Here is a 26,974-nt window from a genome sequence, read left to right as displayed (position 1 = left end):
CTCTATTATTAAGAGGGACAGACAGTACCATTAGCACCTTCCATTTTTGTTAGAAGCTCTTCAAGTGAGTTAGCACTACTTGTGTGGCTTCTAAAAACACTGATTTTCTTTTTCTTTGCCTCTCTAAGTGCAGTAAGAATCATTTTATGGGAAACTGTACCTGTAAATAAGACTATTCCGTCAGGGTTTCCGATAACCTTATCAAATCTTGCAGGCATTTGAGTATAAATCTTTACACGGTGTCCACGTTTACAACATATTTGTTTATATTCATCCTGCATTCTGTCATGACCACCTACTAATACAATGCTCATAAATAATTCCTCCTAAATCATTTATGATAATGATAATCATTATCAATTAACAATATAATATCAAATTTTTACATATCAGTCAATAATAAAGTTTGTGGGTTTTTGATATATATAACAGACGGAAAATAAGACTTGCTTATTCCAACACACTGTGATAAAATACAAAATTGTATGTTACAAATAAATTAAGATAACATCCTTGCTCTGTACTCATGATACAGGGCCGCTAAAGTCCGAGGGGAGGTGACCAATAATGTTAAAGAAGTATGAAACTATCTTTATTATCAATTCAGAAGTTGGCGAGGAAGCTACAAAGGCTCTCGTAGAAAAGTTCAAAACTATGCTCGAAACTTCAGCTCAGCTGGAAAGCATCGATGAATGGGGAAAGAGAAAGATGGCTTACGAAATCGATGATAAGACCGACGGTTATTATGTACTTGCGAACTTTTCATCAAGCCCAGATTTTCCTGCTGAATTAGAAAGAATCTACAAAATCACTGAAGGAATTCTCAAGTATATCATAATAAAGAAGGATTAGTAGGTGGGAGTATGAACAAAGTTGTATTAATGGGTAGACTTACAAAAGATCCAGACCTAAGATACACCAGTGGAAACAATACGGCAGTTGCGAGTTTCACACTTGCCGTAAACAGACGTTTTGCCAGAGAAGGACAGCCACAGGCTGATTTCATCAATGTTGTTGCATGGGACAAGAGCGCAGAGTTTTGTGGAAAGTATTTTACAAAAGGATTGCAGGTTGTTGTTGTTGGTAGGATTCAGACCAGAACATGGGACGATAATGAGGGGAAGCGTCATTACGTTACAGAAGTTGTCGCAGAGGAAACTTACTTTGCAGACAGTAAACGTAATGGTGAAACTGGTAACGGTGGTTCCACGCAGAAAACTTATTCTGAAACACCTGCCGCATCCGGTGATGGATTCTATCCAATGGATGAGGATGACGAACTGCCTTTTTAACATGGTATTTTGAAAACCGAAATTTAACAGAATTTTTTATAAATTAAATAAGTACCGCTAAGGGTGCTTGAAAGGAGGAGTTAGACATGCCAGGACCAAAGAGAGATAACAGAAGAAACGACAGAGATTCTTATGATAAGGGCGAAGGAAAAGGCGGCATGAGAATGAGAAGAGTAAAGAAAAAGGTTTGCTCATTCTGTGTTGACAAAGCTACTGATATAGATTACAAGGATGTTGCTAAAATCAGAAAGTATGTTTCTGAAAGAGGTAAGATTCTTCCTAGAAGAATATCAGGAAACTGCGCAAAGCACCAACGTCAGTTAACAGTTGCGGTTAAGAGAGCAAGACATATTGCTTTACTTCCATATACTGCTGAATAGAGATAGAAAAAGAGGAAAATATAATTTTAATCCAAAAAAGCACTGTAGACCTTTGTCTATAGTGCTTTTTAGCTTAATAAGAAAATTAAAATATCCTTACTTTTACTTTGATTTTATATCGAGTTTGTAGCCTAATCCGCGAATAGTATTTATAATGACTTTTGAATTTAAAGATTTCAATTTTTTTCTTATAAAATATATATACACTTCAACGTGATTTCCATGTGCATCAGTGTCTAGCCCCCATATTTTCTCTATTATTATATCTTTTGAAGTAATCATACATCTCCTAATAATTAAAAACTCTAAAATTTTGCACTCCTGACAGGTTAGTTTGATTTTTGCTTCTTCTGTCGATAGTGTTAAGCAGTTGGTATAAAGAGTAATGTCACCATAGCATAAGTTGTTATTTAAAAGTATTGAATTTTTTCGCCTACCTAAAGCTCTGATTCGCGCAAATAGTTCTTCCGTAGAAAAAGGCTTGACAAGGTAATCATCAGCACCACTGTCCAGACCAATTACTTTGTACGATATATCACTTTGAGTAGAAATAAGAAATACAGGTGATGTCAAGCCACTTTTCCTTATACTTTTAAGAAGATTAATTTCATCTACCGTATGAGTCAAAGTATCTATTACGATAATATCATGTGAACCCGTCAAAGCTAGATATAAACCATATCTCATACTGTCGGTATGGTCAATCTTGTGATTGTTTTCCTTAAATAATTGTACCAGAGAATCATCGGAAGGAATTCTGTCTTCAACAAGTAAAATATTCATAACAAAATCCTCATTTTTAATGACTTAAATATATGATGTTATATATTGAAAAAAATGTCAATAAATACTTCACATTGATAATATTTTTAAGGTTGGTTTAAGTTTCAAATTGTAAAATATAACCACATAAAGTAAAACATAAAAGAAAGGAAGGATTTTATGAAAAAAAAGTTAGTTTTGGTACTTACGCTGGCAGGTACTCTTGCTTGTAGTAGTATGTTAGCAAAAGCAGCTGTTACGGGAGACTTAAATTCTGATGGGGGAATAAATGCATTGGATATTGCAGCCATGAAGAGTAGCCTTTTAGGTGTTTCTACAATTAGTGATACTAAAGCTGCTGACTTAAATGGTGATGGTTCGGTGGATGCCATTGACTTTGCATTACTGAAAAGTTATCTACTGGGGAACATAACTACGTTCCCTGTTGATACTGTTACTCCCGTTGATCCTGAAGATGCATGGAAAGCAAATGTCGGTAAAATCACCTTAGGCAGCACAATAACTTGTACCGGAACAGGTGTAGCTGTAAGTGGTACAACAGTTAATATTACGGCCGGAGGTGATTTTGAGGTAGTAGGTACTTTGTCAAATGGTATGATTTACGTTAATACTACTGAAAAGGTTAAGTTACGTCTAAATGGCTGTAGTATAACCAATTCAAGTGGACCGGCTATTTTCTTTCAAAATGTGGACAAGGGATTTATTACAATCGTAGAAGGGTCAACTAACAACTTAACTGATGCGAAAACATACTCTACGGCTAATTCCGAAGCTAAAGCTGTTATATCAAGCAATGACGATTTAGAAATAAAGGGTGCCGGAACTTTAAACATTACCGGTAACTACAAACACGGCATTGCTGGTGATGATGATATCAAAATTGAAAACGGAAATATTAACATTAAATCTGCCCCTACGGACGGAATACATTGCAATAATACAATAGAAATTACCGGAGGAACACTAAATATAACTGCTACTTCAGATTGTATTGACACTGATGGTGACATAATAATTGACAATGGTGCCCTGACTCTAAGTGCAGGTGATGATGGGATTCACTCTGAATTAGATTTAACATTTAACGGCGGTACAACTACAGTTTTAAAATCCTATGAAGGTATTGAGGGTAAAACTGTAACAACTGTTAATAATGGTACTATTAATATTACAGCAACTGAAGATGGTTTGTGTGCTGGTACACAATTAGTTATCAACGGTGGAAATATTGCAATAATATCTGGAACAGATGGATATGACTCAAACGGAACCATAACTATGACGGGTGGAAATGCAGTTATTTATGGTGGAGGTCAACCGGATGGCTGTGCCGATTGTGATACTAACAATTTCACTATTACCGGAGGAACTCTTGCGGCGGTGGGGGGATGTACATCTTCTCCCACGGCAAGTACGTCTAAGCAATGTTCAGCTATATTAGCCGGGCCTTCATTAAATGCAGTTGTTAGCATAAAAGATGCTTCCGGAGCTGAAATCTATAACTTTACAGCTAAAAAAGCCGGTTCAACACTACTGTTTACTTCTCCATCTCTAGTATCGGGTCAGACTTATAAAATGTATATTAACGGAACATTATCAAAGACCTTTACAACCAGTACTATGGTAACCACTGCAGGTGGCTCTATCTTTGGTGGAGGCGGTATACGTTGGTAATTAAATAACATAATTGTGTGTAAAAAGTGGTCAGAATTATAAAGTTAAGAGAACCATCCAGATACTTGTAATATCTAGGTGGTTCTTTATTATCTTCTTTATTAAGCAGTAAATAACTAAGTCCTATCCGCCATAAGCTTCAATCATGCATAAGAAATCATATATCGGCTTTAGCTGAAGGAAACCTTGCCTTAATACTTCAGGTAATTCTTTTGAAAATGCAAGTTTAAAGTTATTCTGCACACTTTCAAAGAAAATATTTTTTCTGTCCAGCCATAATTTTAGATTTTCGGGTTGGTCAGGGAATTTGCTTCGCTTATACATATCGCCGCCAATAACAAACTGACTTTGAGATTCATAGCAAGCAAGGGCATCCAGAAATAGAGGGTGTCTGTTAATTATCATTTCCCGCATATTAGCCATTGACTTAGTTTCTGCACCGTAGAATCCTACACCGTAGCTTGAACCCTTTTGGCTTATTTCAAACCAGAAACATGGAGAGGTTGACATAATACTTTTATCCCTAAGAAAAACAAACCATACATTATCCCTGTAAAGTGTCTTATCTTTGGTAAAGCGTGTATCTCTACGAACTCTGGAAATCAATTTAGAGGGTATAGTTATAATTTGGTTATCTATTTCCATTATGGTAGGTATCAACTCTTCAATTAATTCTAAAAAAGGATTATACACATATTTTTTATAATCGGGTTTATGGCTATCGTACCATTCTTTACGGTTGTTCATTCTATTCTCAAAAAGAAATCTAAGGGCTTCACCGGTAAATCCATTAAAACTCATTGTAATGTCAACTCCTGTTAAATATTTGTTTTTTTAATTCTGACAGATAGAAGGAGTAAAATCAACGGAAGCTTATAGAAAATTTATTATAGGTATGGTTGTAAAACTGTTAACAATATTATATTAATAGTATAATATATTAAAAGGTGGAACGGGAAAACATATATGGGAATATTATGATAAATAATTTGGAGGGTATATGGATAATCAACAAGATCAAATTAATTGGAAGTATCTTAAAACAGCGGATAATGAGTTTGAGTTTAATATAATTAAGGGAAAACTCGAGGAAAATGGAATAGTATGTGTAGGGAAAGGAAAGGATCTGGGCCTTATTGACAGTACATTGTTAAATGTTATACTAGGGCCTTGTGTTCCTATAGATGTAAAAGTACCGGAGGACAGGTACCAAGAGGCACTTGAGATAATTAATACCAAGGTAAGTGATGAAGAACTGGAAAAGCAGGCACTGGATTTCGGCAAAACGGATAACGATGGTGAAAACGAAAATGAAAATGATAAATAGCCAATGTTCTACCCTTTTTGTATTATTCGGTTGGAAATATGGGTAATAAATGATATTATATATTATTGTCGGAAAAGAATTTATATATGAAACGGGTAGGGAAAATTGATGGTAAAGAGTATTGGTTATCTTGGGCCCTGCGGAACATTTTCACATGAAGCGGCAGGATTATATGCGGAGGGACAGTTGCGCACCCTAATGGAATTTGTGTCTATTCAGGATGTTCTTTATGCAGTTAAAGACAACGTTATAAGTGAAGCAATAGTTCCTATTGAGAACTCCCTCGAAGGTGCTGTTAACGTTACACTGGACGTATTGGCTAAAGAAGAAGGCTTATTTATTAAAGGAGAACTTATACTGCCCGTTAGTTTAAACCTGGTAGTCAGGAAGGGAACTTTATCTGGGGATATCACTACAATTATGTCACATCCTCAGCCCTTGGGACAGGCAAGAGAATACCTGAATAGATGCTATCCTAAGGCTGTTCAGGTTGAGGAAAACAGTACCTCTCAAGCTGCTCAAAGGGTTTCCGAAGGTGACGGTACTTATGCAGCAATTACAAGCCGAACAGCTGCTAGAATAAATGGGCTTGAAGTATTGGCAGCAGATATACAGGATGTTGCAAACAATCATACCAGATTTGTAATAATATCAAAAGAATACTCGAAAAGGACGGGTTGTGATAAGACTTCCATTGTGTTTTCAACGGATAACAAGCCCGGAAGCCTGTACAGAGTATTGGATATATTTAGCCTGTGGGATATCAATATGACAAGGATTGAGTCAAGACCATCCAAAAATGCACTTGGGCAATATATATTTTTTATTGATATTGACGGTCATATAGAGGATCAGGACGTTTATGATGCTTTAACAATGATAAAAAGAAAAACATCATTTTACAGGTTTATCGGTTCGTATCCCATGATTAAGGGAAAAATATAGAATATGCACCGAAAATAACGGGAAATGAAAGGCTATAGCCCCATAATAGTGGTATAATTTACATTACAAAAAATGGTAGACTATATGTGGGGGGAAGTTATGGCACAGTTTGACAATCAAATTGATATAACAAGAAATGTAAAGATTATTGAATGGCTAAAAAGCGAACTACTTACTGATGTAGCAAATTTGTTTAAAGCACTGGTGAACGGTTTTCGGGAAGAGGTTTCGGAAACACTAGCAGACACGCTTGCAAATATTATTTTAATTTGTTATCTTCTTGGAAAGCGGTTTGGTATTAATTATAAAACTATAGAAATGAAAATAGATAGTAAGATTAGGCTCGGCCTTGTGGAGAATCATGATGTTGAGAAATATTACGGGGATTTGTCAGAGCTGGCAAAACACCTTAATGTATCAAGATCCGGAAGGCAGGGGACTTAATTCGGGAGAATTCAGATGGATAGCAGAAAACTATCACGGATATTTATTCCAAAGGCGGGTTTTTACCTTTGGGTAATTTTCTTTCTCATAATAGTAATAACGGTTTTAAACCCTTTGGTTTCAATACCGGGGTATATTTTGCTTGTGTTTCTGGTGATTTATAACTATAAGTCCACCCATATCAGAAACCGGGAAATAACCAAGTACATAGAGACACTTACCTTTAATATAGACTGTGCTACAAAGGACACCCTATTAAACTTTCCTATGCCCTTGGTACTTGCAGAATTAGACGGGACAACTGTATGGTATAACTCCTCCTTCAAGGGCATATTCCAGAATGATACTTTTCAGGAGGAAACAGTAGCCGGACTTGTTTCTGACCTGAAACCCCAGATGATGGAAGGGGACAGCATAAACATATCTACGGAAATCACTATAAATAACAGGCATTATTCAGTTCTGGGCAACTTGGTAAAGCTCGATGACAGTAATAACGAGGAAAGTGTTATTGTTATGCTCTATCTTGTTGATAATACTGAATTAATAGACGAAAAAAAGAAGTTTGAGGACAATAAAAATACCGTAGGGCTTGTAGTAATTGACAATTATGATGACCTGATGCAAAGTATGGAAGACGCTGTAAGACAGCAATTACTGGCGGAAATAGATAAAAGGGTTACCAGTTGGATAAGTCACACGGGAGGAGTTCTGAAGAAATTTGAAAGGGACAAGTATCTTTGTATATTTGCATTCAAGTATCTGCATGAACTGGAAGAAAAACGGTTTGAAATACTGGAAACAGTTAAGGAAATAAATCTCGGAAACAAGATTCCTGTTACACTTAGCATCGGCTTGGGCATAAATGCTCCCACAATTGTTGAAAACCTGCAAAATGCAAATGCGTGTATTGACATAGCCCTTGGCAGAGGCGGGGATCATGTCGTAATAAAAGACGGCGACAATTTCAGATTCTTTGGTGGCCGTACCAGAGAACTTGAAAAAAGGACAAGGGTCAAAGCCAGGGTTATTGCATACGCCCTAAGAGGTTTGATAGATCAGGCGCCGTCTGTGCTTATAATGGGCCATGAGAATGCAGACATAGACTGTCTTGGAGCAGCACTTGGCATTTATCGTATCGTAAAGAACAGGGATAAAAGAGTAAATATTGTATTGAATCATTCTAATGCAAATATAGATGCAATACTAAATAAGATGGCAAAGGAACCTGAGTATACTAACGTTTTTGTTGGTACAAATGAGGCACTGGACCTGATAACCAAGAAAACACTTCTTATAGTAGTTGATACACACAAACCGGGATTTACGGAGGCTCCGGAACTGTTGAGAATGACAGAACAGGTAGTAATCATAGACCACCACAGGAGAGGGGCCGACTTTATTCAGGATGCCGTACTCTCCTATCAGGAGACCTACGCATCTTCAACTTGTGAGTTGGTTACAGAGCTTCTGCAGTATGTAGAAGACAGGATAAGGCTTACCAATATTGAAACGGAAGCTTTATATGCAGGAATCGTTGTAGATACAAAAAACTTTATATTTAAAACAGGTGTAAGAACCTTTGAGGCAGCGTCATACCTGAGAAGACAGGGTGCGGATACGGTGTCGGTTAAACAGTTATTCCAGAATGATTTGAAAACTTACATTACTATTTCAAATATAGTAAAAGATGCAGAAGTAGTGTATGATAATATTGCAATATCCATTTGCCCCAATAATATCAAGGGTGCGCAGCTTATAGCAGCTCAGGCCGCTGATCAGCTGTTGAGTCTTTCAGGACTTGTAGCGGCATTCGTTTTGAGTTACCATAATGGAGAGGTTGTAATCAGTGGAAGATCTCTTGGGGATATAAATGTACAGATGATTCTGGAAAAGCTTGGTGGGGGCGGACATCTTACGGTAGCAGGTGCTCAGATTGAGGATGTATCCATACAGGATGCAAAGAAAATGCTTAAAGATGCTATTTACGAATATATAGACAGCCTTGCAAAGGAATAATTAAACCGCAAACAGGAGGGTCAATCTATGAAGGTTATATTAAAACAGGATGTTAAAGGTTTGGGGAAAAAAGAACAGATGGTTGAAGCCAGTGACGGATATGCAAGAAATTTCCTCCTTCCAAGAGGACTTGCAGTAGAGGCTACTTCATCAAATGTAAACATAATGAAAACCAAAAAAGAAGCAGAAGCTCAGAAGAAAGACCGTGAAATATCACAGGCAAAGGAACTGGCAAAGAAGATAAAGGATATAACAGTTACATTAAAGGTAAAAGCAGGTGAGAACGGAAAGCTTTTTGGCTCTATAACAAGCAAGGATGTTGCGGAAGCGTTAAAATCTCAGCAGAAGCTTGACATAGACAAAAAGAAACTTGTTATGCCCGATTCACTTAAAGCAGTGGGGACTTTTGAGGTTGAAGTTAAGCTGTACCCCGAGATCAACTCAAAGTTTACAGTAAAAATAGAAAGTCTGTAAGGTTTATAGGGAACAACAACTAAAAACAAGGTGGAATATATAATGGATATAGGAACTCTTGGCCGGATTCCTCCTCAAAGCCTGGAAGCGGAACAATCTGTTCTTGGATCTATGCTCATAGACAAGGAAGTTGTTCCTGTTGTTATGGAGATATTGAAATCAGAGGATTTCTACAGGCCGGATCATAAAGAAATTTATGATGTAATTATTGAACTATTTGACAGAGCTCAGCCCATCGACTTGATTACTGTATCCGATCGCCTGAAACTTCACGGGAAGCTTGATCTTGTGGGCGGACTTGAATATTTGACCAATATTGCAACAGAAGTACCTACAACGGCAAATGTAAAGCATTATGCAAAAATAGTTGAAGAGAAGGCACTTTTGAGGAAGTTAATAAAGGCTTCATCGGATATAGTTGATCTAGGATACAATGCGTCAGAGGAAGTAACATATATACTGGACAAGGCAGAGCAGAATATATTTGATATACTTCAGAAGCGTAGTTCGCAGGGCTTTGTGCCAATAAAGGATGTTCTGGTAGATACATTTAACAAATTAGAGGAATTATATAATAACAGTGGAAACATAACCGGAATCCCTACAGGATTTGCCGACCTTGATTTTAAAACGTCAGGGCTTCATAATTCGGACCTTATATTAATAGCTGCCCGTCCTGCAATGGGTAAAACTGCTTTTGCGCTAAATCTTGCACAAAATGCAGCTGTACACAGCAATGTACCTGTTGCAGTATTCAGTCTGGAAATGTCTAGAGAGCAGCTTGTAAACAGAATGCTTTGCAGTGAAGCCATGGTTGACAGTAATAGAATGAAAACGGGAAAGCTTGAGGACAACGACTGGCAAAAGGTTGCCAAGGCATTAGGACCCCTTTCGGAGGCGCCCATATTTATAGATGATACACCGGGTATATCAATTACTGAAATAAGGGCAAAATGCAGAAGGCTAAAGCTTGAACATAATCTAGGACTTGTAATAATAGATTACCTGCAGTTAATGCAGGGGAGCAGGTCAAAAAGTGAAAACAGACAACAGGAAATCTCTGAAATATCCCGTTCTCTTAAGATTCTTGCAAAGGAAATAAATGTACCGGTAATCACACTGTCGCAGCTTAGCCGTGCTCCGGAAGCAAGAACCGATCACAGACCGATACTGAGCGACCTGAGAGAATCTGGAGCAATAGAGCAGGATGCTGATATTGTAATGTTTCTATACAGAGATGATTATTATAATCCTGAAACAGAAAAGAAGAATATAGCAGAGGTAATTCTTGCGAAACACAGAAACGGTTCTACGGGAACAGTAGAGCTTGTATGGCTGGGTCAGTATACGAAATTTGCAAATCTGGAGAAGTTCAGGCAATAAATACAGAAAAAAGGAAATGGTTATGCTCAAACAGTTGGTTTTGGAAACCATTAAAAATAAAGAGCTTATTAATTATGGAGAAGGCGTAATTGTAGGCATATCCGGAGGATATGACTCAGTCTGCCTGCTCCATGTCTTGCATTCTATTTCAAACGAATTGGGAATAAAAATATATCCAGTACACGTAAACCATATGTTAAGGGGTGAAGAAGCCCTCAGGGACGAGAATTTCGTAAGAAGCTTTTGCTCCACTTTAGGTCTTGAGGCTTACGTAAAGCATATAGATATCGCAAAAAAAGCAAAAAACGAAAAAATATCTCTGGAGGAAGCCGGTAGAAATGCCAGATATGAAGTATTTAGCTTAATTGCGGACGAGCATGGTGCGTCAAAAATAGCTGTTGCCCATTCAAGAAATGATCAGGCGGAAACTATTTTAATGAGAATTTGCAGGGGTACAGGTTTGGAAGGCCTTAGGGGAATGGAGTATAGGCGGGATAACATAATACGACCCCTGTTGGATGTTGACAGATCGCAGATAGAGGAATATGTAAACGGGATTGGGATAGAGGCCGTTACAGACAGTTCCAATCTTCATACTGATTATTTCAGAAATAGAATAAGGCTTAATGTGATTCCTGCAATTAATTCTGCATCCGGGTCAGATATTACAGAAAATTTACTAAGATTATCAAAAATAGTTGTAGCAGAGGATGATTATTTAAGATATAATTCTGAATTATACTATCAAAAATCAGTTCTTTCTGAAAAGAGAATGTATACAGAACTGGATTTGAAGGTATTGACAGAAGTGCATCAGGCTGTCAGATTACGTGTGTTGAGGATAGCTGTAGGGAAAACCTGCGGAACACTTAACGGGTTTGAGTACATCCATATGGATAAGCTCAACAACCTTATCGAAAACGGAAGAACTGGTGCTCAGATTGATTTACCCCACTTTATGGCAGCGGTGAGGACTTATAATTCTTTGATTTTAAAAGAACAGGGGAAAGTACAGCGGGAACAGTTTGAAAAAGTTCTTCATATTCCAGGAGTGACTGAAATACAAAATGAAGGTATAGTTTTTGAAACTGAAATTTTAAAAATTGAATCCATTAAAAGCTGTCGGGAATTTATAAATTGTAACGAAAAAGCTCATACTAAATTTATTGATCTAGATAAATTGACTTCATCCGGGGAAAATGTCCTTCTGAGAAACAGAAGAGACGGAGATGTTTTCAAACCATTAAAGTCAAATGGTACTAAAAAGCTAAAGGAATACTTTATAGATAATAAGGTTCCCAGAGAGATTAGGGATATAATTCCGCTTATAGCATTGAAAAAAGAAATAGTATGGATAGTAGGAAATAAAATAAGTGATAATTATAAAGTAACTGACAATACTAAAACTGTATTGAAGATTTCTTGTATTCCAGAGAAAAAATAAAAAAGATTTGCTTATATCAAGGGGGATTAGCATTAAATGGACGTAGTAGAGAGAGTATTGATTTCAAAGGAACAGTTGGACAAACAGGTTGAAGAACTTGGTGCCAGAATTTCGAAAGACTACGAAGGACAGGAGCTAGTTATTATTGGGGTTCTTAAAGGAGGATTTATTTTCCTTGCAGACTTAGCCAGAAAGATAACCATTCCTGTTGACTTGGACTTTATGTCGGTGTCAAGTTACGGTAATTCCTCAAAATCATCAGGAGTTGTAAAAATAATAAAGGATGTTGATACAAATATTACCGGCAAGCATGTATTGATAGTTGAGGATATTATAGATACAGGCCTTACACTTAACCACCTGGTAGAACTTCTCAAAACAAGAGGGCCACTGAGTGTAAAGGTGTGTGCGGCACTTGATAAGCCATCAAGAAGAAAGGTTGACCTCAAGGTTGACTATAAAGGAATTGAAATACCTGATGAGTTTGTTATTGGTTACGGACTTGATTATGCGGGTAAATACAGAAATATAGCTGAAGTGTGCGTATTGAAAAGGGAAGTGTACACAAAAAAATAAAAATTTATTACTGATAATGGTGTTTATTGTGTTTTATATGTGTATATGCTAATATAATATATACTGTACAAATTGGAATAATAAGCTAATAGAATAAAGCAATAGTGTTGTTTTTGCAATATATCCAGGAATTGCAGCCGCGTTTTTTGGGGTGTTTGGACTAAAATTTAAATAATAACTCAGTGTGCAAAATGAAGCAAAAAGGCCTTTGAGTTATATTTGATACCTGGGTCTAATTAAGGAGGGAGATATTTGAAATATTTTAAGGGTATCAGTTTTTATATAATTATTTTTATACTTATTTTGGTTATAATAACCTTTTTTACTGCTACTGATAATCCACCTAAAATGAGTTATTCTCAATTATTAACGGAAATGAAGGCCGGGAATGTAAAGAGTATAGGTTTACAAACAGATACGGCTACAATTGAATTGAAGAAGCCAAAGGAAAATAACAGGACCAAATTTGTAGTTATTGTCCCTCCGGATGTAACATCTGCATCTGATAGATTTACAGCTGCATTGGATAGTAACCTTATTGAAGATTTTCATGTAACACAGCCGCCTCAGCCACCATGGTGGGTGTCTATGCTGCCGACTGTGGGTCTTGTAATAATACTAATTCTGATATGGTTCTTTTTCATCCAGCAGTCTCAAGGCGGAGGCGGGGGCAACAGGGTTATGTCCTTTGGAAAAAGCCGTGCAAAAATGACTGTTGACGATAAGAAAAAGGTTACATTCGAGAATGTAGCCGGCGCAGATGAAGAAAAAGAGGAACTGGCAGAAATAGTTGAGTTCTTGAAAGCACCAAAGAAGTTTGTTGAACTGGGTGCCAGAATACCAAAGGGTGTACTCCTTGTGGGACCTCCCGGAACAGGTAAAACACTCTTGGCAAAAGCTGTATCAGGTGAAGCCGGAGTACCATTCTTCAGCATCAGTGGTTCAGACTTTGTTGAAATGTTTGTCGGTGTTGGTGCATCCCGTGTACGTGATCTTTTTGAACAGGCAAAAAAGAATGCACCATGTATTGTATTCATAGATGAAATAGATGCCGTAGGACGCCACAGAGGCGCCGGATTAGGCGGAGGCCATGATGAAAGAGAACAGACCCTGAATCAGCTTCTTGTTGAAATGGATGGTTTTGGTATAAATGAGGGAGTTATTATACTGGCCGCAACAAACAGACCTGATATTTTAGACCCTGCGTTGCTAAGACCGGGTCGTTTCGACAGACGTGTTGTTGTTGGTTTGCCAGATATAAAGGGTAGAGAGCAGATATTAAAGGTTCATTCAAGAGGAAAGCCATTAGCAGATGATGTAAAGCTGGACGATCTTGCAAGAATCACTCCGGGCTTTACGGGAGCAGATATTGAGAACCTTTTGAACGAAGCTGCTTTGCTTACTGCCAGAGCAAATAAGAAAAAGATAGGCAACGAAGAGATAAAAGAAGCTGCATTTAAAGTAATGATGGGACCTGAAAAGAAGAGCCGTGTTATGAGCGAGCATGATAAGAAAGTTACAGCATTTCACGAAGCAGGTCATGCTATTGCAATAAAGCTTGTATCCTCAAGCCAGAAGGTTGATAGGGTATCAATCATACCGGCAGGAATGGCAGGCGGATATACCGCAAGTAGACCCCAGGAAGATAAGAGCTATCATACCAAGTCACAGCTGATCGAAGAAATAATTATTGCACTTGGTGGAAGAGCAGCTGAAGAAATAATAATGGATGAAGTTAGTACCGGAGCATCAAGCGACCTTAAAAAAGTTAATCAGATTGCAAGAAACATGGTTACTAAGTACGGTATGAGTGAAAAACTTGGCAATATGATTTTCGGAAATGAGAATGATGAAGTTTTCATTGGAAGGGATCTTGCTCAGGCTAGAAACTACAGTGATGAGGTTGCAGCAATAATTGACAATGAAGTTAAAAGTATCATTGACAGTGCATATGAAAGAACCGTATCCCTGTTAAAAGAAAATATCGCAAGACTCAATAGACTTGCCGAAGTACTTCTTGAGAAGGAAAAAGTCGAAGGTGCAGAGTTTGAAGAGATATTCGAAAGTGTCGTACTGGAGGGTTCTTCACAAACACCTCAGTTGGAAGGTTAACTTTAATAGTTTTAAATATTTGGGGGGTTGCCTTTACAATGGGCAAGCCCCTTAATTATACTTATTTTCACATTGGAGGATATTATTCACATGGAACTAGAGGTTGGGATAACAGGAAGTGCACAGGTACTTGTTTCGGAGGCTAATACTGCAAAAACTATGGGGAGCGGCAGTCTTGATGTTTTTGCAACGCCTGCCATGATCGCATTGATGGAAAAGGCGGCTTCATTGGCTGTACAGAATTATATTGATGAAGACAGCTCAACAGTGGGAACTATGATAAATATAAAACATATAGCAGCAACCCCAGTGGGAATGAATGTAACTGCAAGGGCAGAGCTTGCTGAAATTGATGGAAAAAGGCTGGTATTTACAGTGGAGGCTTTTGACGGAAAGGCCAAAATAGGAGAGGGACAGCACGAGAGGTTCATAATAAACGCTCAAAAGTTTATAGCAAGGGCTAACAGTAAATTAAATGAATAATAGTAATTAACTTCTATTGACTAATAGACCCATTTATGGTTAAATAAACTTAAAAGTAAATATTTAATCCTTATCAAGAGAGGTGGAGGGAATGGGCCCGATGAAACCCGGCAACCAGCATAATTTTGCATGGTGCCAATTCCTCCGGGGCTTTGCCTGGAAGATGAGGGGTGTTATTGATATAAAACATGACAAACCTCGAAAGAGGTTTTTTTATTTTATAAAAAAATCTCTAAATTAATTTATATTAAATAGGGGAGGTAGTATTGTATGACAAAAAGGCTTTTTACTTCTGAATCAGTAACAGAGGGGCATCCCGACAAAATCTGCGATCAGATATCTGATGCAGTATTGGATGCAATTTATGAAAAGGACCCTCAAGCAAGAGTTGCATGTGAAACAGCAGTTACAACCGGTATGGTATTAGTAATGGGAGAAATCACAACCAACTGTTATGTTGATATCCCCAAGGTAGTAAGAAATACTATCAGGGATATAGGATATGATAGAGCAAAATATGGATTTGATTGTGACACATGTGCTGTAATGACTTCTATAGATGAACAGTCATCGGATATTGCTATGGGTGTTGACAAGGCCCTTGAAGCAAAAGTAGGTGAAATGAGCGAAGAGCAGATTCAGGCTATAGGAGCAGGCGACCAGGGAATGATGTTTGGTTTCGCATGCGATGAAACGCCCGAGTTGATGCCAATGCCTATAATGTTGGCTCACAAGCTTACTTTGAAACTAAGCGAAGTAAGGAAGAATGGGTTAGTAAAGTATTTAAGACCTGACGGTAAATCACAGGTTACTATTGAGTATGATGGGGACAAGCCTGTTAGAGTTGATACTGTAGTTATATCCACACAGCATGGAGCAGACGTTGACCATGATACTATAGAAAAAGATATTATGGAACATGTAATTATTCCTGTAATTCCTAAAGAATTGCTGGATGAGGGAACAAAATACTTCATTAATCCTACAGGAAGATTTGTAGTTGGAGGACCACAAGGGGATTCCGGACTTACTGGAAGAAAAATCATAGTTGATACTTACGGAGGTTATGCTAGACACGGGGGTGGTGCTTTTTCAGGAAAAGACCCCACAAAGGTTGACCGTTCCGCCGCTTATGCTGCAAGATATGTAGCTAAAAACATCGTAGCAGCAGGGATAGCTCGCAAATGCGAAGTTCAACTGGCATATGCCATTGGTGTTGCTAAGCCTGTATCAGTACTTGTTGATACCTTTGGAACAGCTGTTATATCTGAGGAAAAGATTTCAGAATTAGTAAACAAACACTTCGACTTAAGGCCAGCTGCTATCATAAGCAAACTGGATTTAAGAAGGCCAATTTACAGAAAAACAGCAGCATACGGTCATTTCGGAAGAGAAGATGCAGAATTTTCATGGGAAAAGACCGATGTAGCTGATGCATTAAGAAAAGAAGCAGGATTATAAGAATTATATTTTTAAATAACATAAAAGGGGTACAATTTAACGGCTGTAGTTAAGCGGCTGAGAAATTGTATCCTTTTTTAAATTGCCTCTTTGTAACAAAACATACCGATGTATCATAAAATATGGTACGAGGAATGTTACAGGAGGAGTTTATGACAGATTTCAGCTACATAGTTCTGGGGCTATTTTCTATTTATGGTATCATCAGCTTATTTAAAAGTATTTTCAGATTGTTGGAAAACAAAAAGTATTATGTTGAAAAAGCAAACCTTGTTCTCTTGGTTAATGATCAGGAGGAAAACATTGAAAGAATAGTCCGCGAAGCCATGATGAGTAAATTTGTAAGAAATATCGCTATAAACGGAAGTTTTATTGTTATAGATATGAAGTCAAAAGATCAAACTTATAAAATACTTAAAAGGCTTGAAAAACAGTACCCTCTGGTTGAAGTGTGCAGCTTTGATGAAAGGGAAAGTATTTTTTATAAATGAAAATAGAAATAACACCAAAGTATCCTTCTTGTAGCAGTATACAAAATAGGTTAAGATATATATGTTACGAATAAAAGTAAAAGGGACAAGCACTTATTTTACAGTTTTGGAGGTTACCGTGGCATCAGGACAATTTCAACAGCAAAGATGGTCATTCGACAGTTACCCCGTGGGGACAACCCTAAGCATTATTGGCCGGTTTGACTATAAAATATATGAAAATGCAGACAATGGCTATAAAATTTATACTTTTGATATAGAAAGAATTGTTGACGAGGACGGATTTGAGCATGAAGCCCAGGATCTAATAAGTGTAACAGGATACTATGAGGTGAATTACCATTGTGCGGTTTTGCCCTGTAAAATAGTCGGTATCGTAGGAGTATACAAAGGTGAAAAACAGCTTAAGGCTGATACTGTAGAATTTATTGAACCTGCTACGGATGAAGGAATAATAACCTTTCTATCATGTGGAATAATCAAGGGCGTGGGAGAAAAAACAGCAAGAAATATGGTTGTTGGCTACAAAACTGCTTCAGGCTTCGTAGAGGGCTTTGGAAGCAACACATTGGAGATTATAAAGAACGAACCGTTATCTTTGGTGAAAATAAAAGGTATATCTGCTGATAAAGCGAGGCTTATCCACGATTCCTATATGGAAAACATGGAGTACCAGAACGTTATGATTTTCTTTCAAAAATTCGGGGTATCATCAGCTAAGGCTATGAAGATATACAATACTTTCAAAGGAACATCTATAGCTATTGCTGAACAGAACCCATATATGTTTACAAATATTAAAGGCTTTGGATTCAGAACTTGTGACGAAATTGCAAAAAAACTTGGAATTGATTCTCATTCCATATTCAGAATGGAAGCCGCCCTAAAGAGTGTTTTGGAAACCGCTGAAACAGAAGGACATTGCTACTTATACAGACAACAGCTTTTACAGGCAACTTCAAAAGCTTTAAGTGATAATGTTGATAAAATCAACGAGGATGAACTGGACGAAGCCTACAAGAGGATGATAAAAACAGGACTTCTTGTGAACATAACATATACAGAAAATGAAGACAGATGTGAAGCGGTTTATACAAGGGAAATGCACAAACTTGAATACGAGACTGCACTTGCCATTAAAAATATAGTGACATGCCAGCCTGACATTAGCGTGGTACATGTGGACAAGTTGATAGCGGAATTTGAAGAACTGAAAGGCTTTGAACTTGAAGCCATGCAAAAGGAATCAGTAAGAGCTGTTTTTGAAACAAACATGCTGATTCTCACCGGTTCTGCAGGTAGTGGAAAAACTACTACTGTAGAATGTATGATATATGTGCTGCAAAGAGTTTTTGAGAACCGTGAGGAAATGAGTTTTATGCTGGCGGCACCTACAGGAAAGGCTGCTAAGAGACTTACAGAAATAACGGGTTTTGAAGCAATGACCATACACCGGCTTCTTCAATTTTCCTATGAAAATAAAGGTTTTTTTTACAGACAAGGCAATGAACTTCCTTACGACCTTATAGTAATAGATGAAAGCAGTATGCTTAGCATAGATCTGGCTCATGCATTATTTACTGCGATTTCACCTGGGACAACCGTAGTTATGATTGGTGATACGCAACAGCTCCCTTCCGTAGGTGCGGGAAACGTGCTTGATGATATGATAAAAAGCGGAGTTATACCTACAGTCAAGTTGAATGTTATAAAGCGTCAGGCAGACGGTTCTGGCATTATTTCAAATGCCAACAGGATTATAAATGGCGAAATGCCGGAAATAATCAATCAAAACAAGGATTTTTTTGTGATTGAAGAGGATGACAAATTCAGGGTTGTCAAAAAGACTCAGGAAGCATTAAACAGGCTTATGACAGCCTATAATCATACAATAGACGATATTCAAATAATTTGCCCGCAAAAATCTTCTGAAATCGGGACATATGAATTAAACAAAGCCATACAGGAGATGGTTAATCCTGAAGCGGCAAATAAACAGGAAATAAAAAGAGGAAATAGTGTTTTCAGAGAAGGGGACAAGGTTATTCACCTAAGCAATAATTATGAAACTCCTCACTATCAGAGAGACCCTGAAACCGGAAGATATTTTGCTGAAGAGAACTGTGGAATTTTTAACGGCGATATTGGGAGGATTATTGAAATATCCAATATCAAAGAAATTGAATCAGAGGACGAGGATACAAACACACCTGAAAAGAAGGTGGCGGTTCAGTATGATGATTTTATAATAATTTATCATATAAATGAACTTGAGGAGATAGATCTGGCATATTGCCTGACAGTTCATAAAATGCAGGGCTCCCAGTGCGAAGCTGCAATTATACTATGTCATATGAGAAACTATGTTATGCTGAACAGAAATCTTGGATATACAGCTGTTACAAGAGCAAAAAAAATGGCATGTATTATAGGACAAAAGAAGGCAATAAAATTAATGGTTTCAAATGTTAAAATTAATGAAAGAAATTCAATGCTGTGTGACCTTTTAAAAATATAGTAGCCCGTGAGACATAATAAATTGCTGTTGGTTTGTCAAACATGTGTTACACAATTAGTAAAAAAATAATGGAGCGTCTCATTAGGCGATTTCCAGCCTAATGGACGCATAGGAAATCTGTTATATTTCCAATTATGTATGTAAAGCTGCCTTTTGAAATCCTTAAAAGAATAGAATTTATGTACTGCATAGAAATACTCATTATCCTTGCGGTGGCTTCGCTCTACTTTACCATTATGTCTTGGTGTATATGGCCTGATTAATTTATGCTGTATGTCAAACTTGGCAAGTTCTAGTTCAAATAGTGTTGGTTTGTTTTTGTGTTGATTTAATCTATTAGTAAATTCAAATCCATTATCTGTTTGAACACATTCAACTTTGAAATCAAATGCGGCAATCATATTCCTTAGAAAAAGCATTGAAGTGTATGTGCTAGCTTCCTCAAAGGCTTCAACATACCTGAAGCGAGAAAACTCATCAAGTGCAGTATATTGATAAAGCTTTTGCCCCTGAATTTCGCCTACTATACAGCTTGTCGGGACATGCTTTACATCTATTTGAACCCTTTGCCCTGGGTAAAGCATTTGCTCATACGGCTTGGGAATATATTTGGGATTAGGTGGTTTTACAGCCATAAGTGAGCTTTTTCTAAGGAACCTGAATAAGCCCGGAATGGATCTGGTACATCCTCGTTGTCTGAGCTTTACCCAGAAAACGACCAACCCTTCATGAGGGTTCCTTCTCCTCATATCAGATATGAGCTTTATTTCTTCTGAAGTATGCTGGTTCGGGTGGCTATGAGGCCTTCTGGACATGTCAGCTAAGGAATCCAGAGTACCGTCATAACGATTAAGCCACCGATAAATGTACTGTCTATTTGTTTTATACTTAATGGCAGCTTTAGTTACTCCAAACTTCTGAGAATATTTAACTAGACGATATTTCATATCTTGTGTTATGCTGTTCATGCGGAAATGTATCCTCCTAATGTATATTTTTGTGTGGTAACTTAAACATACACTATGGATGCACTTTCCGCATTATTTTTTTACTAATTGTCACACATCTATTGTAATCCTACAGTAGCCCGTGCAACATAATAAATTGCTTTGTTGCACAAAAATGAAAAATGATGTAATATTAAGATATACTGTAATTTTCTATTAAAAATTGGGGGAGGAAAGTATTATAGCATTTATCGAATACATCTTTCCTCCGAGGTGTGCATTCTGCAACACTATTTTGAAGGCAGGAGTGCCGATATATATTTGTGAGAAATGTGTCGGGGAGATAGACTACTATAAAAATTCAATCCTATCATTAAATCTTCCCGTGGGAATACAAAACTATTGTGATGGCATACTTTGTGTGGGCAGATATTCAGATTGTCTGAAAGAGGCTGTGAGAAAGTTTAAGTTCAGCAATAAGTCATCATATTACCGGGTGTTTGGAAAGCTGTTAGCTTTAAAAATAGAAAATACAAGGCAATTAGACAGTTTTGACATTATTATTCCCGTTCCATTATATAAAAGCAGACAGAAGCAGAGAGGCTATAATCAGGCAGAACTGATGGCGGAGCAGATTGCTGAAACATTAAAGATACCATGTGGGAAAAATCTTTTAATCAAGAGTTCTGCTACAAAGAGCCAAAGTATGCTGAAAAGAACCGAACGGTTATTAAATCTCGAAGATGCGTTTATGGTTGTTAATGATGGATTAATAGCCAACAAAAATATATTATTAATTGATGATATCTTGACTACAGGAAGTACTGTTAATCAATGTTGTAAGACACTAAAGCGAGCTGGTGCCGAAAAGGTTATAGCGGGAGTTATAGCAACTACCAGAAATTATTGATACTGGGTTTTCAGCTTCAATTTGAGTATAATTGTTTGGGGAGGGATAGACATGCCAGATTTAAGAAACTGCAGAAGATGTGGCAGAATGTATAATTATATCGGCGGGGCTCCTATTTGTCAGGACTGTAAGAATGCCGATGAAGAAGTCTTTAAAAAGGTAAAGGATTATTTGTATGATAATCCCGGTGCAACACTATCACAGGTAGCTTTAGAGGTTGATGTGAGTGTGGAAAAGATAAAGTTGTTTTTGAAAGAGGGACGTTTGGAAATTACAGATGATTCCAACATAATTCTTGAATGCGAAAGATGCGGAAAATCTATAAAGACAGGAAGATTTTGCAGGGAATGTCAGAATGAAGTCAGCATTGATCTTGAAAAGACAACTAGAACAATTCAGCCGGATACTTCGGAGCAATTCAGGGCGAATGGCATTGGAATGAGATATTTAAACAAAAAGATATAAAAACTAACTTACTGCGAGGGTATATTAATACCCTCGTTTTTTAATGCCTAAAATTACTTTAAATTTATTTAAAATTTAAAATTATATTTACAAATAAAAAGCAATACTAAATAAATTCAATAATCTGTCGATAATATTTATATAGGTTGGATTTTATTGTGCACTTTAGAAAGTAGGTGTTTTAGATGAAGATTTCAGGTGACGTTTACAATGTTTCAAAGGTATACAACACTCAGAACCATGTAGGAGCTGTTAATCAGGTGAACTCTGTCAAACCCAAAAAGGATGTTATATCTATTTCGGATAATGCAAAGGATCATCAGGTTGTATTCAAGGCCCTCAAGGAGGTTCCTGATGTTAGGCAGAACAAAATAGATGAGTTCAAAGAGGTGTACCATTCCGGAACATACAATGTAAGCGGACAGGAAATTGTAGAGAAGCTTGGAAAAGCGATGATAGACGAGAAGGCATAAAGAGAGTCTATCTAATGGGTATGCTAACGTTCGGAGGTACTAAAAATGGATACAGGATTACTAAAAGAGTTAACGGACATTCTTAACAAGGAAAACGATATCTACGATACTTTTTTAAAGCTATCAAATAATAAGACAGATTTAATTGTGAGTGGTAATGTAAGTGAGCTTGAAAATATTGTTAAGATTGAGCAATCGCTGATTATAAAGATAGCAAAATTAGAAGATCAAAGAGAAAAGATCGTTGAATCCTTGTCCACAGTCCTTGGTAAAAACCCGGAGGAAATAACAATATCGGAGCTAACCTTGTGTTTAGGACAGAAGGAAGCAGCTGAGCTTAAAGAATGTCAGGAAAAAATACTTAATAGTATAAACGGTTTGAAAGTTAATAATGAGCTTAATTCAAAACTTATAAAAAATTCTCTGGAGTATATTGATTTTTCTATAAATATGATGACGAGTGTGGGGACTGTTACAAACAGTTATGGCAGTTCAGGAAACGCAGACGAGGTAAAGAAGAGAAACTTGTTTGACGTAAAGCTTTAATCAGACAGAACAATGTTTTTAGGGGGACAGCAAAATGGCTGTAGGATTTTCCAGTTATGAGATAGCACGATCCGGATTGAAGGTTAGTGAGAGAGGATTATTTGTTACAGGGCACAACCTGTCAAACGTTAATACGCCAGGGTTTACCCGGCAACAGGCAATTATCGAGACAAATCCTTATATTACCGAGTATGGTAAGAATGGTAAATTATTTCAATATGGGTTGGGTGCCGATATTCAGGAAACAAGGCAAATCAGGCATACATTTCTGGATATAGTATACAGACAGGAAAATACTATTCAGGGCTACTGGGATACCAGAAGTAAAGCATTTCAGGATGTAGAAGCAATTCTGAATGACCCTATGGGAGATGGCCTGCAGGGAGTTATGAATAAATTCTGGGACTCTTGGCAGGAACTGAGTAAGGAGCCTGAGAGCCTCACTGCCAGAGCGATGGTAAGACAGAGAGGACAGGAACTGGTATATTATTATAACCATATAGGGAATCAGCTGGATAAGCAGCAAAATGACCTTAATTCGGAGATTCAGGTTCGTGTTAATGAGGTTAATAATATAACAAGTCAGATAGCAAAGCTGAACACACAAATAGCTGCACAGGAAATAAACGGCGATAAGGCCAACGACTATAGAGACCAAAGGAATCTTCTGCTGGATAGACTCTCAATCCTGTGTGACGCTGAAGTGAATGAGATGCAGGACGGTCAGATGGATGTGACTCTGGGTGGGTACTATCTGGTTACCCGTGGACAATCAAAGAACCTTTATGTTCAGGCAAATGCAGAAGATGGTGAGTTCTTCTATCCCAAACTTGAAGGGACTAACATAAAGGTAAACGTAAAGAGCGGAATTTTAAAGGGATTAATGGAAGCCAGAGGAGAGGTTCCCGGCATTAAGGGGAGCACTGAAAATGGCACACCTAATTATAAGGTGGATTTAACCTTTGCAATAGATGTTTCCGATGGAAACAATTTTAATAACTTAAAGGCAGCGTTAACTTCATATGTAAATGAACTTAAACAGTCCGGTTTGGACTATAATATAAGATTTATAACCATGGGAACCACGTCCGATGTTTATGGAAAGGTTTATGATAAAAGCAATATTGATAGTATGTTAACCGATTTGACCGCGGCTAATTTATTAGAAGCGGACACGACAGTAGACGATGGTAGTTTTAAAGGATTACTTGATAAATTGGCTGCCTTGGATAATGCTCCAACCGGATTCAGGGAGGATGCAAAGAAATATACTTATGTATTCACAAATAAGAGTATAAATGGGAACAGCGGAGCGGCGGATGCATTTATCGGGGATGCTGCAAACTACGTGAACAGCCTGAATGCCATGAATATGAAGGTTAATGTAGTAACAGACCCCGCTTATTATACCAACGGGGAACCTGATGCCGCAAGTAATCCTGAGGCCGGATGGTCAATTATTACATCAGGAACCGGCGGAAGTTTGGTGGATATAAATAGTGATTTGACAGGTTATGAGGGTATGCTTAAAGGCTGGAATGATAATTTGGTCCAGACAGTAAAAGATGCACTTGGAAACATACCGCCATCATTAAATATAGTATCTGATGTAAAAATTAAGTTGAATGCAATGTTGAATAGGATGGTTAACGAAATAAACGCTCTTCAGATTTCAGGTATGACTTTGGATGGTAAACCGGGGGTAGCATTTTTTGAAACTATAGACAGTAACTATCCAATGGAGATGGGAAATCTGAAGCTAAGCAGTGCATTATTAAGTGATAGCGGATTAAACAATATAACAGCTTCAAAGACAACTGCAAAAGGTGATAATACAGTAGCCAGACAGATTGCTAACCTTAGGGATGTAGACATACTGGTTAACAGTACTGGAAAAGTAAGTATTGACGAATATTACAGAAACCTTATTCTTGAAATTGGAAACGGAGGCATGGAGGCTGACAGGATTGCCACTAGTCAGGCAACAGTGGTAAATGCGGTTGATGCTCAACGTAATGCAATTTCGGGAGTATCTATGGATGAAGAAATGTCAAACATGATGAAGTATAAGTTTGCATACGATGCTTCTTCCAGAGTGCTTAATGTAATGGATTCAATGATGGAAACTATTATTACATCAATGGGTAAGGTAGGAAGATAAGTATATTAAATAAAGAAATGGGTGAAATGAAATGCAGCAAAGCTTTTTTGGTTTGAATATCGCACTAAGCGGACTTTACACAGCACAAAGAAATCTGGACGTTGTAGGTCATAATCTTTCAAATGCAACAACACCCGGATACTCCAGGCAGCAGTCCATACAAAGTGCATCTAATCCTTTGGCCGTTATGGATGGAACAGGTATGGTGGGTACAGGATCACAGGTGACCGGTGTACAGAGAATCCGTGATACTTATCTGGATTTCAAGTACTGGAGCGAAAACGTAGCTAACGGGGAATGGAGCAAGAAGGCTGAGCTTATGGGTGAAATTCAGGTTACTTTTAACGAACCATCCAACAGCGGATTTGTCAAGATAATGGATGGCTTTTTTGATTCGTTACAGGAACTGTCAAAAGACCCTTCAAGTGGGGCTGCACGTTCATTGGTTGTTCAAAAGGCTACGACATTGACAAAATATTTTAACAATACAGCCACTCATTTTGAGCAGTTTCAAAACGATATAAATGATCAGGTTAAAACTGATGTTGATCAGATTAATATAATTGCATCTCAAATTCAACTTCTGAACAAGCAGATTTATAATTATGAGCTTACAGGAGGCACAGCCAATGATTTAAGAGATTCGAGAACCTTATTGGTTGACCAGCTTTCAAAGTTTGCAAATATTCAGGCCAAAGAAATTTCTTACGGCAAGCTTCCAAATGGAGATGACGATATACATTTCCAGATTACACTGGGTGGCAAAACACTGGTAGATCATTTCAGTGCTACTAAACTTACAGTAATCCAGAGAACTACGAAACTTAATGAAGAAGATATAGGAAATCTGTATGATATAAAATGGGAGGACGGCAACAGCGTAAACGTTTCAGGCGGCGAACTCCGGGGATTGCTGGATGTAAGAGACGGTAAGGATGGTATAGACGGTACTCCAATATATAAAGGAGTTCCTTACTATCAGAAAAAGCTGAATGAATTTGTTCAAACTTTTGCTATAGCTTTTAATGAAGGATATACAAAAATAGATTCAGGATATGCCCATACAGGTGTAGGACACATTGACGGGTACGGCTACGACTCCAATTTAACAGATACTAATCCTGCACCTACTGACATAAGATTCTTCTCAATGTTAGGCGTGGGGGATACACCTATAAGCAGTGCGGACTTAATAGCGGGGGTTACTGTGGGCGAAACAGATCCGGATTATATAAATCAAGTTGTCGCACAGTATAACAAATTAACTGCAAAGAACTTTAGTGTCAGCAGTGACATAATAGATAATGCTAATAATATTGCCACATCTGATGCAGATGGTCAAAACGGGAATACAAATATTCTTAAAAAATTAATGGGTATCAGATCAAACCAGAGTCTTTACAAGGAAGGTGCTCCCGAAGATTTTATGAAGTCATTGGTGGCAGGTATGGGTATAGATGCACAGCAAGCGGAAACCTTTGCCAAAACTCAGGAGACCTTAGTTAAGCAGGTTGATAATAGAAGAATGTCAGTATCCGGGGTAAACTTAAACGAGGAAATGACAAATATGGTTAAATTCCAGCAGTCATATAATGCGGCAGCCAGAATGATAGTAACTATGGGTGAAATTTACGATACACTTATTAACAAGTTAGGAGTGGGCTAA

27 protein-coding genes and 1 riboswitch are annotated in these 26,974 nt (G+C 37.6%); of the genes, 23 read left to right on the top strand and 4 right to left on the bottom strand.

The annotated features are described in order from the left end of the window. Positions 1–8: 8 nt before the first annotated feature. On the bottom strand, positions 9–314 hold the full coding sequence (locus L323_RS22210; protein WP_020813838.1) for a DUF2325 domain-containing protein: 306 nt from the start codon (positions 312–314) through the stop codon (positions 9–11). 253 nt (positions 315–567) lie between these two features. Here L323_RS22210 and rpsF point away from each other — a divergent pair, with 253 nt between their 5' ends. The 3 genes from rpsF to rpsR all read left to right on the top strand — a co-directional run bounded on the left by rpsF (position 568) and on the right by rpsR (position 1,672). Continuing rightward, complete coding sequence (gene rpsF / locus L323_RS22205; RefSeq protein WP_014311766.1) at positions 568–852, top strand: 30S ribosomal protein S6; 285 nt, start codon at positions 568–570, stop codon at positions 850–852. An 11-nt stretch (positions 853–863) separates the two neighbouring features. Beyond that, positions 864–1,292 carry a single-stranded DNA-binding protein gene (locus L323_RS22200; RefSeq protein ID WP_014311767.1) on the top strand — a complete coding sequence of 143 codons (429 nt, stop codon included), beginning with the start codon at positions 864–866 and terminating at the stop codon, positions 1,290–1,292. Between the two features lie 86 nt (positions 1,293–1,378). Next, positions 1,379–1,672: a 30S ribosomal protein S18 gene (gene rpsR / locus L323_RS22195; RefSeq protein WP_004619077.1), complete on the top strand. Its 294-nt coding sequence runs from the start codon at positions 1,379–1,381 to the stop codon at positions 1,670–1,672. A gap of 102 nt (positions 1,673–1,774) precedes the next feature. On the opposite strand, the gene L323_RS22190 is transcribed toward rpsR, so the two are convergent. After that, complete coding sequence (locus tag L323_RS22190) at positions 1,775–2,455, bottom strand: response regulator transcription factor (RefSeq protein WP_020813837.1); 681 nt, start codon at positions 2,453–2,455, stop codon at positions 1,775–1,777. Between the two features lie 159 nt (positions 2,456–2,614). Between L323_RS22190 and L323_RS22185 the strand changes: the two genes are divergently transcribed. After that, positions 2,615–4,129: a carbohydrate-binding domain-containing protein gene (locus tag L323_RS22185; protein WP_020813836.1), complete on the top strand. Its 1,515-nt coding sequence runs from the start codon at positions 2,615–2,617 to the stop codon at positions 4,127–4,129. 123 nt (positions 4,130–4,252) lie between these two features. Here the strand turns inward: L323_RS22185 and L323_RS22180 are convergent, their stop codons facing one another. After that, positions 4,253–4,930 (bottom strand): DUF2461 domain-containing protein, encoded by a 678-nt coding sequence (locus tag L323_RS22180; RefSeq protein WP_020813835.1) that lies wholly within the window; start codon positions 4,928–4,930, stop codon positions 4,253–4,255. A gap of 199 nt (positions 4,931–5,129) precedes the next feature. On the opposite strand from L323_RS22180, the gene L323_RS22175 reads away from it, so the two are divergent. The 13 genes from L323_RS22175 (at position 5,130) to recD2 (ending at position 19,806) form a co-directional block, all read left to right on the top strand. Next, entirely contained in the window at positions 5,130–5,456 is a 327-nt protein-coding gene (locus L323_RS22175; protein ID WP_020813834.1) for a DUF2007 domain-containing protein, read from the top strand. Positions 5,457–5,564: 108 nt separating this feature from the next. Continuing rightward, entirely contained in the window at positions 5,565–6,401 is an 837-nt protein-coding gene (gene pheA, locus L323_RS22170) for a prephenate dehydratase (RefSeq protein WP_020813833.1), read from the top strand. Positions 6,402–6,500: 99 nt separating this feature from the next. Then, a complete protein-coding gene (locus L323_RS22165; protein ID WP_020813832.1) occupies positions 6,501–6,845 on the top strand; it encodes a MazG-like family protein in 345 nt (114 codons plus the stop codon). Between the two features lie 15 nt (positions 6,846–6,860). Beyond that, complete coding sequence (locus tag L323_RS22160; RefSeq protein ID WP_020813831.1) at positions 6,861–8,864, top strand: DHH family phosphoesterase; 2,004 nt, start codon at positions 6,861–6,863, stop codon at positions 8,862–8,864. A 27-nt stretch (positions 8,865–8,891) separates the two neighbouring features. Then, on the top strand, positions 8,892–9,338 hold the full coding sequence (rplI, locus tag L323_RS22155; RefSeq protein WP_014311775.1) for a 50S ribosomal protein L9: 447 nt from the start codon (positions 8,892–8,894) through the stop codon (positions 9,336–9,338). Positions 9,339–9,380: 42 nt separating this feature from the next. Beyond that, positions 9,381–10,721 (top strand): replicative DNA helicase, encoded by a 1,341-nt coding sequence (gene dnaB, locus L323_RS22150; protein WP_020813830.1) that lies wholly within the window; start codon positions 9,381–9,383, stop codon positions 10,719–10,721. 22 nt (positions 10,722–10,743) lie between these two features. Further along, positions 10,744–12,165, top strand: a complete 1,422-nt coding sequence (tilS, locus tag L323_RS22145) for a tRNA lysidine(34) synthetase TilS (protein WP_031341692.1) — start codon at positions 10,744–10,746, stop codon at positions 12,163–12,165. Between the two features lie 36 nt (positions 12,166–12,201). Beyond that, positions 12,202–12,741 carry a hypoxanthine phosphoribosyltransferase gene (gene hpt / locus L323_RS22140; protein ID WP_014311778.1) on the top strand — a complete coding sequence of 180 codons (540 nt, stop codon included), beginning with the start codon at positions 12,202–12,204 and terminating at the stop codon, positions 12,739–12,741. Between the two features lie 252 nt (positions 12,742–12,993). Beyond that, positions 12,994–14,853 carry an ATP-dependent zinc metalloprotease FtsH gene (gene ftsH / locus L323_RS22135; protein ID WP_020813828.1) on the top strand — a complete coding sequence of 620 codons (1,860 nt, stop codon included), beginning with the start codon at positions 12,994–12,996 and terminating at the stop codon, positions 14,851–14,853. Positions 14,854–14,943: 90 nt separating this feature from the next. After that, positions 14,944–15,336 (top strand): thioesterase family protein, encoded by a 393-nt coding sequence (locus tag L323_RS22130; protein WP_020813827.1) that lies wholly within the window; start codon positions 14,944–14,946, stop codon positions 15,334–15,336. A 67-nt stretch (positions 15,337–15,403) separates the two neighbouring features. After that, positions 15,404–15,506: riboswitch (SAM riboswitch) on the top strand. A 100-nt stretch (positions 15,507–15,606) separates the two neighbouring features. Then, a complete protein-coding gene (metK, locus tag L323_RS22125; protein ID WP_020813825.1) occupies positions 15,607–16,797 on the top strand; it encodes a methionine adenosyltransferase in 1,191 nt (396 codons plus the stop codon). A 152-nt stretch (positions 16,798–16,949) separates the two neighbouring features. Beyond that, positions 16,950–17,288, top strand: coding sequence for a hypothetical protein (locus L323_RS22120; RefSeq protein WP_020813824.1), 339 nt, complete (start codon positions 16,950–16,952; stop codon positions 17,286–17,288). 118 nt (positions 17,289–17,406) lie between these two features. Beyond that, the gene (recD2, locus tag L323_RS22115; RefSeq protein ID WP_020813823.1) at positions 17,407–19,806 is read left to right on the top strand and encodes an SF1B family DNA helicase RecD2; all 2,400 of its coding nucleotides are present in this window, start codon (positions 17,407–17,409) and stop codon (positions 19,804–19,806) included. A gap of 35 nt (positions 19,807–19,841) precedes the next feature. Here recD2 and L323_RS22110 read toward each other — a convergent pair whose 3' ends face one another. Beyond that, the gene (locus L323_RS22110; protein ID WP_020813822.1) at positions 19,842–20,774 is read right to left on the bottom strand and encodes an IS481 family transposase; all 933 of its coding nucleotides are present in this window, start codon (positions 20,772–20,774) and stop codon (positions 19,842–19,844) included. A 286-nt stretch (positions 20,775–21,060) separates the two neighbouring features. On the opposite strand from L323_RS22110, the gene L323_RS22105 reads away from it, so the two are divergent. From L323_RS22105 to flgK (L323_RS22080), 6 genes are all read left to right on the top strand, one after another. After that, positions 21,061–21,663 (top strand): ComF family protein, encoded by a 603-nt coding sequence (locus L323_RS22105; RefSeq protein ID WP_242835216.1) that lies wholly within the window; start codon positions 21,061–21,063, stop codon positions 21,661–21,663. Positions 21,664–21,714: 51 nt separating this feature from the next. Continuing rightward, positions 21,715–22,128 (top strand): MerR family transcriptional regulator, encoded by a 414-nt coding sequence (locus L323_RS22100; RefSeq protein WP_020813820.1) that lies wholly within the window; start codon positions 21,715–21,717, stop codon positions 22,126–22,128. Positions 22,129–22,313: 185 nt separating this feature from the next. Then, entirely contained in the window at positions 22,314–22,601 is a 288-nt protein-coding gene (locus L323_RS22095) for a flagellar biosynthesis anti-sigma factor FlgM (RefSeq protein ID WP_020813819.1), read from the top strand. A 45-nt stretch (positions 22,602–22,646) separates the two neighbouring features. Beyond that, positions 22,647–23,147: a flagellar protein FlgN gene (locus tag L323_RS22090; RefSeq protein ID WP_014311788.1), complete on the top strand. Its 501-nt coding sequence runs from the start codon at positions 22,647–22,649 to the stop codon at positions 23,145–23,147. Between the two features lie 34 nt (positions 23,148–23,181). Then, positions 23,182–25,308: a flagellar hook-associated protein FlgK gene (gene flgK, locus L323_RS22085; protein ID WP_020813818.1), complete on the top strand. Its 2,127-nt coding sequence runs from the start codon at positions 23,182–23,184 to the stop codon at positions 25,306–25,308. A 31-nt stretch (positions 25,309–25,339) separates the two neighbouring features. Further along, a complete protein-coding gene (gene flgK / locus L323_RS22080) occupies positions 25,340–26,974 on the top strand; it encodes a flagellar hook-associated protein FlgK (protein WP_020813817.1) in 1,635 nt (544 codons plus the stop codon).

The sequence above is a fragment of the Ruminiclostridium papyrosolvens C7 genome (assembly GCF_000421965.1).
Lineage (GTDB): Bacteria > Bacillota > Clostridia > Acetivibrionales > DSM-1351 > Ruminiclostridium > Ruminiclostridium papyrosolvens_A.
Note: the sequence above shows the minus strand (reverse complement) of the source record. Positions and strands in the feature narration are given on the sequence as shown.